Source organism: Anaerotignum lactatifermentans DSM 14214 (assembly GCF_900142265.1).
GTDB classification, from domain to species: Bacteria; Bacillota; Clostridia; order Lachnospirales; family Anaerotignaceae; genus Anaerotignum; species Anaerotignum lactatifermentans.
The window spans coordinates 1-17,997 of sequence record NZ_FRAH01000024.1; the positions used below are offsets into that span (position 1 = coordinate 1).

Genomic DNA, 17,997 nt, shown 5'->3' on the forward strand with positions numbered 1-17,997 from the left:
GTATTTGCTGTTCGCGCTGCGCCCCAGTCGGTACCGCGCCGCCGTTTTCGGGGAAATGGGTTCGGCTATGGCTGCCGCGTCATAGTAGTATTTCTTTTCTTTCGTCAGCAGGAAGATATGTTCATAGCAGCGGGTCGGGCGGTCTTTGCAGCTTTCCGGCATGGGGTTTTCTTTCTGCCAGATAATATCGCTCCGCAGATACCACCCGTCCGAGCGCAGGGAAAAGGCTAAGAGCCACGGGATACCGATTAAATCTTTTTGCTTGATACCCGCCGCTTTTCGTGCGATTGATACGCTTTGCCCGTTCCTGCCTTTCGGGTTTTTCGGGTCGGTAGAGCTGCCTTTGCTTCCAGTGCCGCAGTAAGTGTCTGCGATATTCAGCCAGAGCGTCCCGTCCGGGCGCAGCACCCTCCGCAGCTCCCGGAAAATCACGGTCAACCGCCGGATATATTCCTCCGGCGTGTCCTCGCGCCCTATCTGCATGGTAAGCCCGTAATCGCGCAGCGCGTAGTAGGGCGGGCTTGTCACGGCACAATGGACGCTTTCAGAGGGAAGTTCCCGCAGGGCATACAGCGCGTCCCGGTTGATAATGGTGTCTGTCGTCAGCCCGTTCATGCTTCCCCCACTTCCTCCGGCTTCGTCGTCATTACCTTGTAAAGCTCCGTGTCCTTCGGGAAGCGGTCTACAAAAGGCAGCACCACGTTCCCGTAGAAGATAAGCCCCTCGCCCGCTTCGGTGTGGGTCACATACTTCATCTGCTGCGGGGAAATGCCTAACTGTCCTGCAAGGATAGCCCGGTCGCCCTGTGCCTGATTGAGCATGAGGACAAAATCGCTGTTCTCAAAGATATTCTCCACTTCGCGGGAAGCAAGCAGGTCTTTGACGTTCTGGGTAATGGCGGTCGGAATGCCGCCCCACTTACGGAAACGCTTCCAAATCTCCACGGAATAGGCGGCGGTCTGTTCTTCTTTCAAAAGCAAGTGAAATTCGTCCATGTAGTAGCGCGTCGCTTTTTTCTCTGCCCGGTTGACCGTCACGCGGTTCCATACCTGGTCTTGCACAATGAGCATACCTAACTTTTTGAGCTGTTTCCCAAGCTGCTTAATGTCAAAGCAGACAAGGCGGTTGGAAAGCTCCACGTTCGTCCTGTGGTTGAACACGTTAAGACTGCCGGAAACGTAAAGCTCCAACGCCGCCGCAATCCGCGCCGCTTCCGGCTCCGGCTGCTTCAAAAGTTCATTGTAAAGGTCGCCAAGGACAGGCATTTTCGCCGGGTCGGGGTCGGCAAGAAACGGTCGGTACACATTCCGTACAGCCCGGTCAATGACGGTCTTATCGACAGGCTGCAAGCCCTCCTTGCCGCCGATAACAAGCTCGCAGAGGGAAAGGATAAAGTCGCTTTTTAAGGCAAGGGGGTTGTCGTCCTCGGAATAGTTGAGGTTTATATCCATAGGGTTTACATACTGTGGCTTGCCGTCCATGCCTTTCCCCGCCGGGGAGAGCCGCACCACCTGTCCGTTGAGCCGCTGCACAAGGGAAAAATACTCGGCTTCCGGGTCGCAGATGATAATATCGTCGTCCGTAATGAGAAACGCATTTGTCATTTCCCGCTTTGCCGCAAAGGATTTCCCGCTTCCCGGCGTCCCAAGGATAAGCCCGTTCGGGTTTTTGAGCTGCTTCCGGTCGCAGAGTATCATGTTGTTAGAAAGCGCGTTCAGCCCGTAGTAAAGGGCTTCCCCGGTCTGGAAAAGCTCCTGCGTGATAAAGGGGATAAAGATTGCGGTACTGCTCGTCGTCAAGCCCCTCTGGATAGGGACAAGGTTCTCGCCCAGAGGGACGCTGCTCATCAAGCCTGCTTCCTGCTGATAGTCAAGCCGGGTAAGGGCGCAGTTATATTTCTGTGCGATACCCGCCGCCGCGAACACGTCATTTTCCAGTTTCCGCTTCGTGTCTGCCATGTTTACCACAAGGAAGGTCAACAGGAACATTCGCTCATTCCTGCTTTGTAAATCCTGCAAGAGATTTTTCGCTTCGCTGCCGAACGTGGCAAGGTCGGACGGGATAATATCCATGTCGTACCCGGAACGGACAGCTTTTTTCTGTTCCTCAATCTTCATCTTGTCAAGGTCTGTGATTTTCCGCTTAATGGTCTTTATGGCTTCCGTCTGGTCGATACTGCGGATATGTAAGTTTACGATTACGCCCGTTTCCAAGTCCAGAATGTCGGCAAGCATACGGTCGTTCAGTTCCGGCGCAAGGATTTCAAGGAAGCTGACTGCGCCGATTTTACGCCCCATGCGGAAATACCTGCCCTCCCCGAACCGGAAAGAGGACGGGGCGATAAAGTCCTTTGTAGTAAGCCCTGCCGGGGCAAGCCAGTCATAGGAAAACGCGAACGGCTCCCCGTCCGGGTGGAATACCCCATGCAGCACCTTTAAGCGTTCCTGCCCGTTTAAGGGGCGGGCGGTCACGCCAAGCACTTTAAAATTGTTGAGTATGTCGGTTTCAATACGGGCAAGGCGGGATTTTGCCGCCGCCGGATTGCCGGCTTCAATGGAAAATGTAATATACTTGTGCTTCACAAGCCCGTTGTTCCCTTTGGAGAGCTGATTTTTCAGCATACCCGCGTACTCGCTGCGGATTGAGTTGAAAGCGTCGTCCTGCATGGGAATATCTATGGCTTTTTCCGCTTCCTCCCGCTGCGTTCCCTGATTGATAAAGGAAAGCTGCACGCTTACGCTTGCGTCAAAGTAGTTGAGGAAGTCGCACCAGTTTTCAAAAATGGCGGTCTTATCGTCGCTGCCTGCAAGCTGATAGTTGATGTCCTCAAACACGATACTCTTTGAATACTTTTTATCCGTTACCTGGCAGATACCGTCCGGGTACATCTGCAAGTAGGGAATGGTCTGCTGCGCGGTGTGGGCTTTCCCGTCGCCTTTTGCCTGTCTTATAATGCTTTCAATCTGTTTCTTTTCGGCGCGGGTCAGCTTCCTTTTTCCCTTTGCGGGGACGGCTGCCCGCGCCTGCGCTGCCTGTCTTTTTGACAATCGCTGATACCTCCTTTTCAAGTTTTCTCTGCCGTTCCAGAACGGCGTAAAGGTTTTCCGTCTGGTAGGGGCGTTCCTTTGGACGGATAAACTGGGTCTGTATGATGTTCTTTACAATCACTTCAAGGGGCTGCCCGTGTTTCTCATACATGGCAAAGAGGAAGCAGGGCAGCATGACGACAATCATAGCCATAGCCGCAAGGCTCGTCCCTGCGCTGCCTTTGAGTAAAAAGAAAAGCGGCAAGCCTGCGCCCAGGGCTGCCGCAAAACAAATGAGCTGCCGCTTCGTTAGGTTGAAAGCGACTTTTGTTTTGACTTTGGATAAATCTTTCGGTACGGGTACATACGCCAAGTGAAAACCTCCTTTCTGCGGGGAAGCTCCCCGCGTTTAATGTGCATTGAGGATTGATTTTGCCAGTGCGCCGGATTTGAACAGGGAAAAACAGAGGATAACCGTATAGGCTGCAAGGGAGAATATCGCGCTGTGTAAGTTATCGGCGACAATCATATCATTTACAAGAACGGCGTAAATGCCGACGCATATCATAATGAGGAACCCTTGAAAGCCAAGGGCGAACAGCCCTTTCAGGTAGTTGTTCCCTATCTGTCCCCATTCCCGGTTTGTCATGGTTGCAAATGGGATAGGCGATACCGAACAGTAAAGGTAAATTTCAATCATTCTGCCGTAGAGGATAACCGTTATCAGTACGGACATGATTTTCATGCACAAGCTCACAAGGCTTGTTTCAAGCATGAGTAAGAGAAGTTCGGGGATTTCCATTCCTTCAAGCCCCTCCTGCATGGAAGCAAGGGCTTCGGCAGCGTCGATAGCCGTATCGCTGCTGATTACCCCCGCCGCGCCGGAAACAATGTGCTGCGCCATGTCAAAGACTGCCATAGTAATGTCAAAGGTATGCGTTACCAGAAAGACGGCAACGAACGCTTTGAAAAACCACTTGAAAAACATAAAAGTGTCAATGTCGTGCAGATTGTTCTTTTCCGTTACCATGCTGATAAGCTCCACGCATAGGACGTAGGTAATGACAAGCCCCGCAATGGGGACGATTACATTCTCCGACAGGTTTTGTATCATGGAGAAGATGTTCGCGTTCCACCCCTGCGGGGTCTTGCCTACCTCGTTTGCGATAGTGCCTACCTTTTCGTTTACGTCCCCGAACATAGTTGACAGATTCCCGTTAATGGCTCCGATTAAGATACCCTTTATCCATTCGTTAATCGCGTCAAGTATGCTCTGCATAGGCGGTTACTCCTGCGGCTTATCCGAAAAGTCCGGCAAGCTGCGGTACAAGGAGCATACCGATAAGGGCAACGCCGCCGCCCGCCATAAGCTGTTTCATGCCCTGGCTTTTTGCTAATGTGCGATAAAGAAGTAATAGAAGTGTAAAAAATTTTGCCGTTCCTATCCGGCACTTAGGGCTGTGTCGGATAGGTCAGGCGTTAGGCTTCCGGCAAGTCTATCTTGCCGACAAAGCTGTAATAAATCTCAATGTCCTGCCTGCGGGTGCCGTTCTCGTCATAGCTGCACTCATGCACGACGATTTTCTCAATCATTTCCCGCAAGAGGGTGGGGGTCAATTCTTCAAAAGCAAGGTGCTTTCTCACAATCCCCATGAATTTCTCGGCGTTGACGGTGGCGGCCTGCGACTTGGAAAGTTCCTCCTGCAAAGCGGCAGCCCGGTCTTTCAGTTCCCGCTGCTCCTGCTCATAGTCCGCCGACAGCTCCATGAAACGCTCGTCGCTGATTTTGCCGCTTACATTGTCCTCATACAGCCGCTTGATAATGCGGTTCACTTCGGCAATGCGTGTCTGGGCCTGTTCAAGCTGCTTCGTGGCTGCGGCGGTCTTTCTCTTGCCGCCGATTTCGTTCTGCTGGATGAGCAGCTTTACAAAGCGGCTCTCATGCCTGGCGGCGTATTCCGTCACTTGCCGGAGATTGGAAAGCACGCCCGCCGTCAAAAGGTCGGTGCGGATAAAGTGTGCCGTACAGTCACGGGTACGCTTCTTGTAGCTGCCGCAGATATAACAGTCCTGCTTGCGGTTCTTGTTCTGATACCGCTGCTGATACAGCACATGGCCGCAGTCGGCGCAGAACAGCATACCAGAGAACAGCCCCACTTCATCATAGCGGTTCGGGCGTTTTCGCTGCTTGCGTAACTCCTGCACACGCTCCCATGTTTCCGTGTCGATAATCGGCTCATGGTGATTTGGGAAGATAGCCTGCTTCTCGATGGGGTTCTCAACGCTGTGCTTGACCTTGTAAGAGGGCTTCTCCGTCTTGAAGTTTACCAGACAGCCAGTGTACTCCCGGTTTTCCAGCAGATGGACGACGGTGTTTGTCGCCCACTTGCACTCATAGCCGGGGTGGTAGCGTCGGGTGCTGCCCGTCCTGCGGTATTCCAGCGTCCCCGGCGTGGGGATTTGCTGCTCCGTCAGCATACGGGCAATCTTGGTCGGGCCATTTCCCGCAAGGCAAAGCTGGTAAATCTGCCGGACAACCGGGGCGGCTTCCTCGTCAACGATATAGTTCTCGTCCTTGTCCATGAGATAGCCATAGACTGGCTTGCTGGTTACAGGCTTGCCGCTCATGCCTTTTGCTTTCTTTACTGCCTTGATTTTCTTGCTCGTATCTCTCACCAGCCATTCGTTAAATAAGTTCCGCAGAGGGGTAAAATCATTGTCCATGCCGCCGTTTGCGCTGTCCACGTTGTCATTGACAGCGATAAAACGCACTCCCTTTTGAGGGAACAGCATTTCCGTGTAAAATCCCACCTGCAAGTAATTACGCCCCAGCCTGCTCATGTCCTTGACTATGACGGTGCCGACTTTCCCGGCTTCAATGTCTGCAAGCATGGCTTGAAATCCGGGCCGCTGGAAGTTCGCACCTGAGTAGCCGTCGTCGGTGTACCAGCGCAGATTGGTAAAGCCGTTCTGCTTGGCGTAGGCTTCCAAAATCCGTTTCTGGAAAGAGATTTGTCAAGGGTGTTTTACCATTCAGCAACGAATTAAGGCATAAACAATATCACATTTTTATAATGCTTTTTGACCACAATCAGTCCGGCACTGATTGTGGTCTTTATTTTGGAAATGACATTTTCCCCTTAAATAAAGGAATCAATCGTCGTTGCGTTTTTCGTCAATATCTGCCATAATAAAAAGAAGTGTAAATAAAAGAAAAAGGGGGGAATTGCCATGCCGCAAACACCGTTTCATGCCTATTACAAGGCCCGACTTTTGGAACAACTGCCGGAAGCAGAACAGTTCCTTCCGGTCTTTGCATCATCGGATATTGAAATCTATCCGTTTCAGATTGCAGCGGCCAGCTTTGCCCTGCGTTCCCCCTATCAGAAAGGTGCCGTTCTGTGCGATGAAGCAGGTATGGGCAAGAGCCACGAGGCCATGCTGGTCATCAATCAAAAGTGGCTGGAGGGATACAGCCGGATTCTGTTGGTCATTCCCAATGCCGACCTGCTGCACCAGTGGACGGAAATGCTGGAGCGATTCTATACCGTCCCATATGTGGTGCTGACCAATCGGGACCAATGGCGGCAGAACACCAGTGAGGACAACTCCAACGCTTTTATCCAAGATGCCATTGTTATTACTACCTACGACTTCGCCGCCGACAATGAGGAGGCCGCAAAGGTAGTTAACTGGGATCTGACGGTATTCGAGGAAGCCAATGCCCTCTCTCCAGTCTACCGGGAGGACAACAAGCAGGCCAAGGCCCTCAAGCGGATCGCCGGAGACTCCTTCAAGCTGCTGCTGACCGGCACTCCCATTGAAAAGAACATCATGGACTTATACGGTCTGATCTGGTTCATCGACGAAACGCTGCTGCCGGGAGAAAAAGAGTTTCTGGCCCGGTATCTGCGCCGACCAGAGAACTACCCGGAACTCAGCGAACAGGTCAGCCGCTATTGTTTCCGTACCCTCCGTTCCCAGGCCAAGCACTACGCCAAGGTGACGGAACGTGTGCTGCTGACCGTGGAGTACACCCCCGGCAAGGCAGAGCGGCAGCTCTATGAGCTGCTGTACGCCTACATCAACCAGCCGGAAAAGCGAGCCTTTCCCGAAATGAACCAATATGACCTGGCTCTGCGGCTGCTGGGCCTGTTGGGTTCCTCTACGGCGGCAATTTTGCAAACCATCAAAGGTATCGTCAAGCGGCTCCAGGGGCTGGAAAACGCAGCGGACGAACTAAGCCAATGGCAAGAGATTCAAACCGCAGCCGAAAGCATTCCCCAGGATGCCAAGGCCGGTGAGCTGCTGACCGTTCTCAAACAGGGATTTTCCCTGATGAAGAAAACGGGAGCCAAACAGAAAGCGGTTATCTTCACCGAGAGCGTGGAAACCCAGAAGATGCTCCAGAATCTTCTTTCTGACCGGTACCGCACTCTGGCCTACAACGGCAGCGCCGATTACTCCGTGATCCGCCAGTTCAAGGAGGATGGCGAGGTGCTGATTTCCACCGATAACGGTGCCAAGGGCTTCAATCTGGAGGAGGCTGCTTTCATCATCCACTACGACCTGCCGTACAACACCTTAAAGCTGGAGCAGCGTATCGACCGCTGCCACCGGCTGGGTCAGGAAAACGATGTGCTGTCAGTGGCCTTCATCGACAAGAACAACTTTGCCGATGTTCGCAAGCTGGAGCTGGTCAACAAGCGGATGTTGGTGACAGACGGTGTCTTTGGTATTACCGATGACGTGCTGGGCGGTTTTACAGATGATGTAAAAGCAGCCTTTCCGGTCATTGCCCAGCGGTTGCGGCCCAGGGCACAGATTGAGCAGGCATACCGCCAGACCCTGAGTACCCACGAGGAAGATAACCGGCAGACCGTCTCCGCAGCGGAGGATATTCTGTTTACCACCTTCACCAAGGAACTGGCCGACAAGGTGAAGATCAATCCCAAGTATGTGAATCGCCGTGGACAGGAGCTGAACAACGACCTCTGGGAAATTACCAAATGGTTTTTTACTCGTTATAATGAAAAGAACGATGATTGCCGTTTTGTGATTGACGAATTCAACCGTACGATCACGGCCACGGAGTACCGGGAACTGCCGGTGCTGTTCTACTACTGGACGGGGAGCCGGAACCGGCCCTATCGCAGCCAGAAGATGTACGGCATGGCAAAAGACTTCAAACCCAAGGCCGGACAGATTACCCTGTCCAGTATCATAGGCCGTGGGATTCTCCACGAGCTGGAGTGTGCCAACGAGGGAGTGCTGACCATCCCGACGGTGCAGGCGCCGTGCCAGATAGCCCTTTATACTGTCACCCTGGTTTCAGGCTCCAGCCGCACAGAACACGCCGTACTGTGCGGTTTGACGGATAGCGGCAAGGCCCTGGACGATGCAGCTTGCCGCAGCATCTTTGACTTGCCGGTGGAGAGCAGCACGGAGGATGAGCGGAGATCCCCCCACTGGTTAAAAGGAACCAGCCGCCCCCACCCGCTGGATCGGCTGGTGCCGAGTGATAAGATGATGGCGGAGCAACTGGAGCGCCTTTCGCCTGCCCAGGCCGAGGAAATGGAGCGGATGAAGCAGCAAGTGTCCGCTGATAAGGCGGCATTGAGCCGAGAACTGAACACCCTGGACAGCCAGGTACAGCAGGCGCAAGCGGAGCTGGAGGCCGTCACCGGCGACCGGCTGAAACGTCTGGCTGCACAGAAGAAAATCAACCAGCTTCGGCAGGAATATATGAAGCACCAGGAGAGCCAGTTCTTTGACGCCATGCGGCTGGATATGGAGCTGGAAGAAAAAATGAAAAGATAATCGAAACATTACCGGTGTTTCAATAGACCACGAGTATGTAGTGTGTTATACAAAGCAATTCGGACACCGGGTATTCCGTGGAACCGACAGAAAAACAGAACAATATAAGAATCCTGACAATGACCCCCGTGGCCCTTGGACAAGTGCTAACATGGTATCATACTCCGGATAGGCATAATGAAGCCTTTCCGCCACCTCACCGGATACCGCCCTGAACAATTGATGGCATAGAAATAATGCTTCCCATATGTTTTCATAGGAATCCATCCGGTAGGTGGACAAAAGTTTCTCCCACAAATCCTCGGATATATACCTTTCAATAAACTTATAGTTCTTGCCTACACTTAATTTAAAGCCTGTTTCGATGCCGACCTTCCATGATATCATTCTCAGCAGCTCATGGCGAACAATCTGATTAAAATGATCAATAGCAAATAAAATTTCCTTACGGCACAATCCTTTAATAACATAAGGTGTTACATTCCAAAATTCATTGCAGCAATCATCATACTCCCTTGCGCTTGGCTTTCTTACATGATAATCTATATCAGTCGGAACTATGTCCCTTTTAATTCTACAATCTTTATCAATTAGAACCTTTATTAATTTATCGCCCTTTAGGTAATTATCTAACTCTTCCAAGGGCAATAAGGTATCTTTATCTTCCTCTCTAAGATACTTAACTAGCCCCGGATAATTGCTTATCCTTACAGTTCGGATCAATTAGAATTAGCCGAAAACGGCGGCGAAGAAACGAACCACCGAGAAGCACCGCCGCATTGCCGAGCTTGATACCCTCATTGAACGACTGTATGCGGACCGGAAAAGGCGCGGTTGACCGCCTTGCCCTCAAAGGCTTAGGGGCATATCAACTATATATTGGGGCCGAGTGCCGTTACTTTAACACCGCCGCTAGCCATGAGCTTATGCTTCCTTTAGGACACTGTCCCAACAGACACTTTTTAAAGTATGCTGCACTAATCCTTATTTTTCACAGCATAGCGCAATGACAGACAGCCATGTTCTGCATTCTCTGTTCCCTGCAATTCCAAATTAACTTTTTCAGATAACAGAAGGTTATCAAATAGTTAGATGTCTAAAAAGCTTGTAGTTAAAGCTTTTTAGACATCTAAATCTAGGTACTAAAACAATTCATCCAGTAAAATATAATATTTTATTTTCTCCCAATCAGGCTTGATCCCCAGTAAGTCAAAAAATAGCTCGACATACTGTTCTTCCCCGATATCCTCCCTGATCGACCGGACGCAGAAGGCAATGTCATACCACTTGTCCGCCCTGCCGCTTCTCCCAAGATCAATAAAGCCACTTACTTTGCCATCTTTCACAAAGATGTTGCTGTCTCCCAGGTCGCCGTGGGAAAAGACAAGTTCCTCTTCGGGCTTTTCCGTCTTTAAAAAATCATACAGCTCGCGCGGATCTTTAAATGGAGTGTCTTCTTCCCAGTTTTCGCAATCCACATCGGCCAGATCGTTATTCAGTAAGTAATCCAATTCGGCTAAGCGGCTGTCTAAGCTATTCGTATAGGGACAATCCGATATGTCGATGGAGTGAAAGAGCCTGATGCACTCCGCATACAGCTCGATAATCTTTTCAGGGCTTTGTTCATCTTCATACTCTTCCGAGCAAAGGACGCCATCGGCCTCACTCATGAGCAGATTGCTCCAGCCATCATGCCGTTCAAAGTGCAGGACCTTTGGAACAGGCAGCTTTCCTTCCAGCCATAGCATCATGTCCTTTTCCCGTTCCACATCATAGGTGGTCCCTTTATACCGGCTGTCCGTCATTTTTAAATATAGGTTTTCATTTTCTCCCACCAGCTTATATACCTTAGCAGGAGACATTCCTTCCGTATCTTTTACGCAGCGGTATTTTTCGATCAGTTTTTTCAATTCCGGTGATATTCTCATTTTAGCCATTTATTATTTCCTTCCTCTTTTCTACAGTATTTAAAGATACCCCAAGAAGCTAATTATAACAAGACGAACTCCAATTCACTGTTCCTTGCATTCTAAAACCTTAAATACCAGAAAACAGCTTTTTCAAAGTTGTTTTCAAAGTTGGCGTATAACATAGTATCGACGGAGCCGATTTTGAAACCACAATTATGATAGAATTTACAAGCTATAAGGTTATTGTCCTGGGTTTCAAGCATTAGTCCATGCAAGTTTTTATGCTTTGCCCATTCTATAGATATATTGATAAGCGCGCTGCCTATGCCTTGCCCCCTGAAATCCTTACATACGGCGATATCTTCTATATAAGCGTACCGGTTCCAATTTTTTCGCAGTTTAACTTTTCCGACGCATTTATCGTCTTGGTAGTAAAGATATATTATCTTATCAGTATTGTCAATATATTCAAGGCAATCTGCCTCCTCATCCTCTTCATCCTCTTCGTCTTGGTAGGACTTGCTACTGCCGATGCTCGTCCAAATTTGCACTATGATTTAATCAATCCGGCAGATGGAAGAAACTACGGATGCCCCGAAAAAGGCTGGCGATATGATCGAAATACCATGAATCGGCTCATTCAAGAGGGCAGGATTATTTGGCCCGACAACCCAGATGGGCGGCCGCGCAAAAAATCATTTTTGAACGAGCTGTCAGACAATCTTCCTGGTTTTTCATCTGTTTTCAGCACTGGCGTTTATACAAATACTGCAACCAAGGAAATTGGAGGATTGTTTAATAAGTATTTATTTGATTTTCCAAAGCCAGTCGAGGTTATTAAGCAATTAGTTTCCCAAGTGTCTAACACGGATGACATCATCCTTGACTTCTTCTCCGGTTCTGCTACTACCGCCCATGCAGTGATGCAGCTCAACGCTGAGGACGGTGGAAATCGGCGCTTTATTCTGGTACAGCTTCCCGAACTGTGCGACGAAAAGAGCGAGGCATACAAGACCGGGTACAAGAATATCTGCGAGATCGGTAAGGAGCGAATCCGGCGGGCTGGTAAAATGCTAAAAGATGCGCTTGAAAGTTCCGGTTTGTTTGTTCGTGCAATGAAACGCCATCAAGATCAGCATGATTCACTTGAAGGATTTGCTTATGCGGAGTGGGAAGAAAGTCCAGAGGTAATCAATGCAAAAAAAGAAATGGCAGCAAAACTGGATGTGGGCTTCCGTGTTTTCAAGCTGGACACCTCCAATCTGGAAACCTGGGACGCCACCCCCATTGAGGACGAGCAGCTCGACCTGCTGTATCGGCGGATGAACAGCATGATTCATCGGGTGAAGCCGGAGCGCACCGACCTGGATATGATTTATGAAATCATGCTCAAACTGGGTGTGCCGCTGACCTACTCCGTGACACCGTTCTCCATCAATAACAAGACTGTCTATGGCGTGGGCGATGACTGCCTGCTGCTGGTCTGTCTGGCCGAGGATGTGCAGCCCGAGGACGTGGAGCAGATGACCGAATATGCCCCGGCAAAAATCATCATCTCCCGTGACAGCTTTGCTGACGATACCGCTATGGCTAATGCCTACTATATCCTGCGGGATCATGGGATTGAGCTGAAACTGGTGTGAGAAAGATATGAATAACACTCTAAAATGGTTTCATGTAATCACAAAAACCATTGTACATTGCTTACTTGGAACAATCGAATACATTGGTATTCCATTTTTACTTGCTTGTCTTTCTACATTCATTTCCCCTATCTCCAGCGGTAATACTTTGTGGCTTTGGATTGAGCGGATTGCTTTTTGCTTTACGATATACGAAGTAATTATTGTTGGTGTGCGAAAAATGCAGATTGACATACGCAAAGATGCACTATTAGCACTAAAAACCGCCTACGAACGAGCAGCCCTGTATTGTGAAACAGGAAATCAAGACATATATCGGAACTTAACTTCAAAAATAGATCAGGTGCTTGACAATGGGATACTAAATCAACTTGATGTTGTGCAGAGCTATAAAAATCTCAAGCTCTACATGGACAGCAAAAATATTGTTGGAATCAAATATGAGATTATCAATATTCAGCACTCCATTGAAGCAGATAATCTCTTATGGAACTATACCCTGTTCCTGCGGTTATTTAAGAGGTGAACAGGCATGAAACTGAAATTCAAGAATCAAGCCTTCCAAATGGATGCAGTCAACGCTGTGGTGGATTTGTTTGCCGGCCAGGAGAAAACACGGAGCACCTTCTCCGTCATGGAGGAAGCCCAGACCAATTTCTTAAATGAGCTGGGCCAGGGCAATGCTCTCTACATTGACCAGGAAACATTGACCGCCAATATGCACACCGTCCAGAAGCGGAATAACCTGCCCCTGACCCCCACAGCGGAAGGCTGCCAGTTCTGTATTGAGATGGAAACTGGCACCGGCAAGACCTACGTCTACACCAAGACCATCTTTGAGCTGAACCGCAAGTACGGATTCACCAAGTTTGTTATCGTGGTGCCGTCGGTGGCCATCCGGGAGGGCGTCTACAAATCCTTTCAGGTCACGCAGGAGCATTTCGGCCTGCAATACGACAACGTGCCATGCCGGTACTTCATCTACAACTCTGCCAAGCTGTCCGACGTGCGGCAATTTGCCACCAGTTCCAATATCGAAGTGATGATTATTAACATCGACGCTTTCAAGAAAGCGGAGAACATCATCAATCAAGCGCAGGATCGGCTCAACGGTGAAACGGCTATGGGCTTTATTCAGAACACACACCCTATCGTTATCATCGATGAACCCCAGAGCGTGGACAACACCCCCAAGGCCAAGGAAGCCATTGCCACGCTCAATCCCCTGTGTGTGCTGCGGTACTCCGCCACCCACCGAGAAAAAATCAATCTGCTTTACCGCCTGACTCCGGTAGACGCCTACCAGATGGGGCTGGTCAAGCAGATCGCCGTATCCTCCAATCAGGTTGCCGGTGGCTTCAATCAAGCCTATGTGCGGCTGCTTTCCGTCAGCAACGACAAGGGCTTTAAGGCCAGAGTGGAACTGGATGTGAAGGGCAAGACCGGAGCCGTGACCCGCAAGGCCATGACTGTCAAGCCGGGCGACGATTTATTCCTGCTGTCCGGCGGGCGGGAACTGTACGAAGGCTACACCGTTACCGGAATTGACTGCACTCCCGATTTTGAACATATCGAGTTTGGCAATACCCAGGAGGTCAAGCTGGGCAAGGCCATTGGAGACGTGGACGAGAACATCGTCAAGAAGGCGCAAATCCGGCGCACCATCGAAACCCACCTTGACAAAGAGCTGCGGTATCTGGACAAGGGGATCAAGGTACTGTCCCTGTTCTTCATCGATAAGGTGGACAAGTACCGCCACGAGGACGGCACACCCGGCATCTACGCCACTATGTTTGAGGAGTGCTATCAGGAGCTGATCGCAAAGCCCAAGTATGCGCTCCTCCGAGAGCGATTCACCACAGATGTGAGCAAGGTACATAACGGCTACTTCTCTCAGGACAAGAAAGGACGCCTGAAGGACACCAAGGGCGACACCCAGGCCGACGATGACACCTACAACACCATCATGCGGGACAAGGAGTGGCTTCTCAGCTTTGAGTGTCCGCTGCGGTTTATTTTCTCCCACTCGGCGCTGCGGGAAGGCTGGGACAACCCCAACGTGTTTCAGGTCTGCACCCTGATCGAGCAGAAGTCCACCTTTACCTGCCGCCAGAAGGTGGGCCGTGGCCTGCGCCTGTGCGTGAACCAGGACGGTGAACGCATCGAGGACAAGAATATCAATGTCCTTCACGTCATGGCCAACGAGAGCTTTTCCGAGTTTGCTTCCACCCTCCAGAAAGAGATCGAGGACGAAACTGGCGTCAAGTTTGGTGTACTCCAGCTCAGTTTGTTTGCTGGGATGACCTATCAGGAAGAAGTTACCCGTGAGCATACGATTGACAGAGAAGAGGCCCACGAGCTGGTAAAAACCTGGATGGACGACGGCTCCATTGACAAATGGATGGCCGACCCCGAAATGACGGCAGCGGAAGAAAAAATTACAGCGGAATTGGAATCAGGGAAAATCACCGAACCGCCCAGCCCCGTAACGGAAGTCATGCGCCAAATTAAAAACGGTGCGACCGCTGAACAGGCAGCAGAGGCAATTATTGGAATCACCAGTACAATCACTACCGTAGAGGAACATACCGTCACCCACGAGGAAGCTACGGAGCTGCTGGAGCATTTTGAGCAGAAGGGGTATATCACCAGCACCGGTAAGGTCAAGGATACCATGAAGAACGCTTTGAAGAACGGAACCCTTGACCTGCCGAAAAAATATGAAGCTGCCAGAGAGCGTTTTGAGCAGATTATCGCCAATGCCGACCGGAAGCCCCCGGTGCGGGATGCCTCCCGTGATGTGGTGGTACGGCTCAACAAACAGGTCATGCTCTCCCCGGAGTTCCTGGAGCTGTGGAGCAAGATCAAGCAGAAAACCGCCTACCGGGTGAGCATTGACACAGAGCAGCTGGTGAAGAACTGCGTCAAAGCCTTTCAGGAAATGCCCCATATCCCCAAAACCCGTCTGGTGTCCCAGACTGCCGATATTCACATCCAGCAGTCCGGGATCAGCCACATGGAACGGGAAATGCGGACGATGGAGATTGCCAACGATTATCAGGCCCTGCCGGACATCATCACCGCCATCAGCGATGAAACGCTGTTGACCCCGGCTACCGTCAATCGGATTCTGGTAGAGAGCGGACGGTGTGGCGATTTCCTCAACAATCCGGAGGCATTTCTGGAGCAAGCCGTAGAGCTAATCCGCAGCCACCGCCACGCCTTGGCTATCGACGGTATCCGTTATGTGAAGCTGGATGGCCAGGAATATTATGTGCAGGAAATCTTCGACACCACGGAGTTGCTTGCTAACCTGGATCGAAACGCCGTAAAGGTGGAACACAGCGTCTATGACTATGTGGTTTACGACAGCTCCACGGTAGAGAAGCCGGTGGCGGTGGCCCTGGACAACGACCCGGATGTGAAGATGTTCTTCAAGATTCCCAGCCGCTTCAAAATTGAAACCCCCATTGGCACGTACAACCCCGACTGGGCTGTGTATCTGAATAAGAACGGTGAGGAAAAGCTGTACTTCGTCCTGGAAACCAAGGGTGACACCAGCTTTATGCACCTGAAAACCAGTGAGCAGCTAAAAATCCACTGCGGCAAGGAGCATTTCAAAGCACTGGACGCAGGTGTGGAGCTGGAGACTGCAACCAGTTGGACGGAGCTGCGCAAGCGCATTTGACAGAGATAGAAAGAGCTTTTTATCTCACATCTCGTCCTTGATTCTTGCGCTTTCCCTTGTTGGAAATCTGCTGCTCCTTCTGCGTCTGGCGCACCATTCTCCGCACGGCCAGCCGCTCTGCATCCTCGTCCAGCATCCGGGACACCGCCTTTTTACTGTCAAACATCAGAAGTGGGCTGTACTTCTCAACGTAAACCTGCTGTGCCTGGTTCTCCGCTTCCTGTTCTTTGCCGGGGCGGATGGCCTGTCTTGCTTCATACAGCTGCACTGGGTCGAAGCCCTGGGCCTGCTCCCGAAGCCCGGCATACTCGTTCAGGGCAGCGTCCAACTCGGCGGAATATTTCTGTTCCTGTTCTTCCAGCCGTTTCAGGCTCTGCTCCATGGCGGCGATGTCTTTGGGAAATTTATCGGCGGCATCTTCCTCGGAATATGCCAGCGACGCCAGAAGCAGATTTTTCTCCGAACGCAGTTCCTCCAAATCCTCTGTCAGTGCCGCAATCTTAGCCGCCAGTTCCCGGTGCCAGAATACATGAACCGCAGAGAGCGCCTTTTTCTCGGAAAGCAGACTGCGGCGCTCCTTCGTCTTATCCCGAATGTCCTTTGCAAGCTGATTGTACTGTGTGAGGGCAGGGCGCAGCGTATTCAGCGAAGCATTCAGGCGTTCCTTGCCCTTGCGGAGATACCCCAGCTGATAGCAGAACAGAAGCAAATTTTTTCGCAGATTCTCCATGGTCTCGGCGAGCGCCGGGATGGTATTTTTAACTGCCTGCGCCAGCTTTTTGACCTGTCCTCTCAGCTCCCGGAGCAGGGCATTGTCCGCCTTGATCTGCCGGTTTAGTTCGCACCGGTCAGAGATAATGCCCTTTTTCTCCATGGCTCTGGCAACCACACCCTCATGGACCGTGGGCCGCTCCAGCAGAGCACGCTCGGCATGGCTGCGGTGGTCGATGCGTTCTTCGTGCCCGGTGCGCTCCAGATGGCGGTTTGCCACATCCGCCCATGCAGCCCGCCACAAAACAAGCTGCTCGTCGCTGTTCCAGTGTTCCGTGATGGGATTTTGCCTGCCATATTTGGTGCTTTTAGGATATTTGGATACCCGTTCATAGCCCTGCGCCTGCGCTGCGGACGGGGCCATATACACCTTCTTTTTGCCCACTTTGTACTGGTACTGTTTCTCCCAGCCGTCGGCCTGTGCCTGTTTGAACTCAGCGGCGGTAAAGCCCTGTTCTTCGCCGTCTTTGACGCAGAGATATTCTTTCTCGGTCTTGTACTGCCATTTTCCCTTTTCATCCAGCGGGCGCACTGTCAGCAGGATATGGGCATGGGGATTGTGTCCGGGGGGATACGGGTCATGGATAGCAGCATCAGCGCACATTCCGTCTGCCACAAACTGCTCCTTGATGAAATCTTGCAGGAGCTGAATCTGTTCCTCCCGGCTTAACTCTATGGGCAGCGCCGCCACAAATTCACGGGCAAGGCGACTGTCCTTTGCGGTTTCGGTTTCCTCCACAGCGTTCCACAGGATTTCTCGATCCTGCCACTCTGCGGGGGCGGTGGCTGGCAGAAAAACCTGCCGCCACCCAAGGCCCTGTTTGCGGGTGTAGTCGTGCTGCACCCCGTCATACTCGTTGAGCATCCGGGAACAGCTCAGATAGGCCGCAGCAGCTACGGCGGAGCGTCCAGCTCCACGGCTGACTATTTTGGCCTCCAAATGATAAATCGCCATTGTCTATCGTCCTTTCCGAAGGGCTACTGTGAAACGCAGCAGCCCTTCTTCCGTACTCGATTACAACAGGTACGTCGTGAAATGCGACGTACCACCAGCAGGGGTGGAGCGAATCGTTCCACCCCTGTATCTGTGTCAAGCTGCCGGTGGCAGGTTGACGCAGGCAGGCGGCGGGATGGGGTGG

At 51.2% G+C, this 17,997-nt stretch carries 11 protein-coding genes and 3 pseudogenes; 4 read left to right on the forward strand and 10 right to left on the reverse strand.

What is annotated here, in order from left to right; translation table 11 throughout:
- The 6 genes and pseudogenes from BUB35_RS07940 to BUB35_RS07965 all read right to left on the reverse strand — a co-directional run.
- Positions 1-615, reverse strand: a 615-nt coding sequence (locus BUB35_RS07940; protein WP_143158960.1) for a DNA-methyltransferase, incomplete at its 3' end; no start/stop codon positions are given.
- Positions 612-3,047: a VirB4-like conjugal transfer ATPase, CD1110 family gene (locus tag BUB35_RS07945; RefSeq protein ID WP_072850728.1), complete on the reverse strand. Its 2,436-nt coding sequence runs from the start codon at positions 3,045-3,047 to the stop codon at positions 612-614. The genes BUB35_RS07940 and BUB35_RS07945, both read right to left, overlap by 4 nt.
- Complete coding sequence (locus BUB35_RS07950) at positions 2,959-3,399, reverse strand: PrgI family protein (RefSeq protein WP_072850730.1); 441 nt, start codon at positions 3,397-3,399, stop codon at positions 2,959-2,961. The genes BUB35_RS07945 and BUB35_RS07950 overlap by 89 nt, the downstream gene beginning before the upstream one ends.
- Before the next feature lie 36 nt (positions 3,400-3,435).
- A complete protein-coding gene (locus tag BUB35_RS07955; RefSeq protein WP_015573975.1) occupies positions 3,436-4,305 on the reverse strand; it encodes a VirB6/TrbL-like conjugal transfer protein, CD1112 family in 870 nt (289 codons plus the stop codon).
- Positions 4,306-4,324: 19 nt separating this feature from the next.
- A complete protein-coding gene (locus tag BUB35_RS20265) occupies positions 4,325-4,495 on the reverse strand; it encodes a Maff2 family mobile element protein (RefSeq protein WP_072850733.1) in 171 nt (56 codons plus the stop codon).
- Positions 4,496-4,505: 10 nt separating this feature from the next.
- A pseudogene (locus BUB35_RS07965) lies at positions 4,506-6,038 on the reverse strand (recombinase family protein); the annotation flags it as partial.
- Between the two features lie 219 nt (positions 6,039-6,257).
- On the opposite strand from BUB35_RS07965, the gene BUB35_RS07970 reads away from it, so the two are divergent.
- Positions 6,258-8,846, forward strand: coding sequence for an SNF2-related protein (locus BUB35_RS07970; RefSeq protein ID WP_007888782.1), 2,589 nt, complete (start codon positions 6,258-6,260; stop codon positions 8,844-8,846).
- Between the two features lie 45 nt (positions 8,847-8,891).
- Here the strand turns inward: BUB35_RS07970 and BUB35_RS07975 are convergent.
- The 3 genes and pseudogenes from BUB35_RS07975 to BUB35_RS07990 all read right to left on the reverse strand — a co-directional run.
- Positions 8,892-9,500: pseudogene (locus tag BUB35_RS07975) on the reverse strand (aminoglycoside 6-adenylyltransferase); the annotation flags it as partial.
- 488 nt (positions 9,501-9,988) lie between these two features.
- Positions 9,989-10,783: an aminoglycoside O-phosphotransferase APH(3')-IIIa gene (gene aph(3')-IIIa, locus BUB35_RS07985; protein WP_001096887.1), complete on the reverse strand. Its 795-nt coding sequence runs from the start codon at positions 10,781-10,783 to the stop codon at positions 9,989-9,991.
- A 92-nt stretch (positions 10,784-10,875) separates the two neighbouring features.
- Positions 10,876-11,277, reverse strand: a pseudogene (locus BUB35_RS07990) (GNAT family N-acetyltransferase); the annotation flags it as partial.
- Positions 11,278-11,382: 105 nt separating this feature from the next.
- Here BUB35_RS07990 and BUB35_RS19575 point away from each other — a divergent pair.
- Genes BUB35_RS19575 through BUB35_RS08005 form a run of 3 tightly spaced genes read left to right on the forward strand, consistent with a single transcriptional unit; the run spans position 11,383 to position 16,087 of the window.
- Positions 11,383-12,399 (forward strand): DNA methyltransferase, encoded by a 1,017-nt coding sequence (locus tag BUB35_RS19575; RefSeq protein WP_072850737.1) that lies wholly within the window; start codon positions 11,383-11,385, stop codon positions 12,397-12,399.
- A 7-nt stretch (positions 12,400-12,406) separates the two neighbouring features.
- Positions 12,407-12,925 (forward strand): hypothetical protein, encoded by a 519-nt coding sequence (locus tag BUB35_RS08000; RefSeq protein WP_009860794.1) that lies wholly within the window; start codon positions 12,407-12,409, stop codon positions 12,923-12,925.
- Between the two features lie 6 nt (positions 12,926-12,931).
- Positions 12,932-16,087 (forward strand): type III restriction-modification system endonuclease, encoded by a 3,156-nt coding sequence (locus BUB35_RS08005; RefSeq protein WP_009860795.1) that lies wholly within the window; start codon positions 12,932-12,934, stop codon positions 16,085-16,087.
- Positions 16,088-16,106: 19 nt separating this feature from the next.
- Here the strand turns inward: BUB35_RS08005 and mobQ are convergent, their stop codons facing one another.
- Positions 16,107-17,813, reverse strand: coding sequence for a MobQ family relaxase (gene mobQ / locus BUB35_RS08010; protein ID WP_009860797.1), 1,707 nt, complete (start codon positions 17,811-17,813; stop codon positions 16,107-16,109).
- Between the last annotated feature and the right edge of the window lie 184 nt (positions 17,814-17,997).

Coding starts and splice junctions, on each gene's coding strand:
- BUB35_RS07955 (WP_015573975.1), bottom strand. CDS start 4,305: ATGCAGAGCATACTTGACGCGATTAACGAATGGATAAAGGGTATCTTA.
- BUB35_RS07970 (WP_007888782.1), top strand. CDS start 6,258: ATGCCGCAAACACCGTTTCATGCCTATTACAAGGCCCGACTTTTGGAA.
- BUB35_RS19575 (WP_072850737.1), top strand. CDS start 11,383: ATGAATCGGCTCATTCAAGAGGGCAGGATTATTTGGCCCGACAACCCA.
- BUB35_RS08000 (WP_009860794.1), top strand. CDS start 12,407: ATGAATAACACTCTAAAATGGTTTCATGTAATCACAAAAACCATTGTA.
- BUB35_RS08005 (WP_009860795.1), top strand. CDS start 12,932: ATGAAACTGAAATTCAAGAATCAAGCCTTCCAAATGGATGCAGTCAAC.
- mobQ (WP_009860797.1), bottom strand. CDS start 17,813: ATGGCGATTTATCATTTGGAGGCCAAAATAGTCAGCCGTGGAGCTGGA.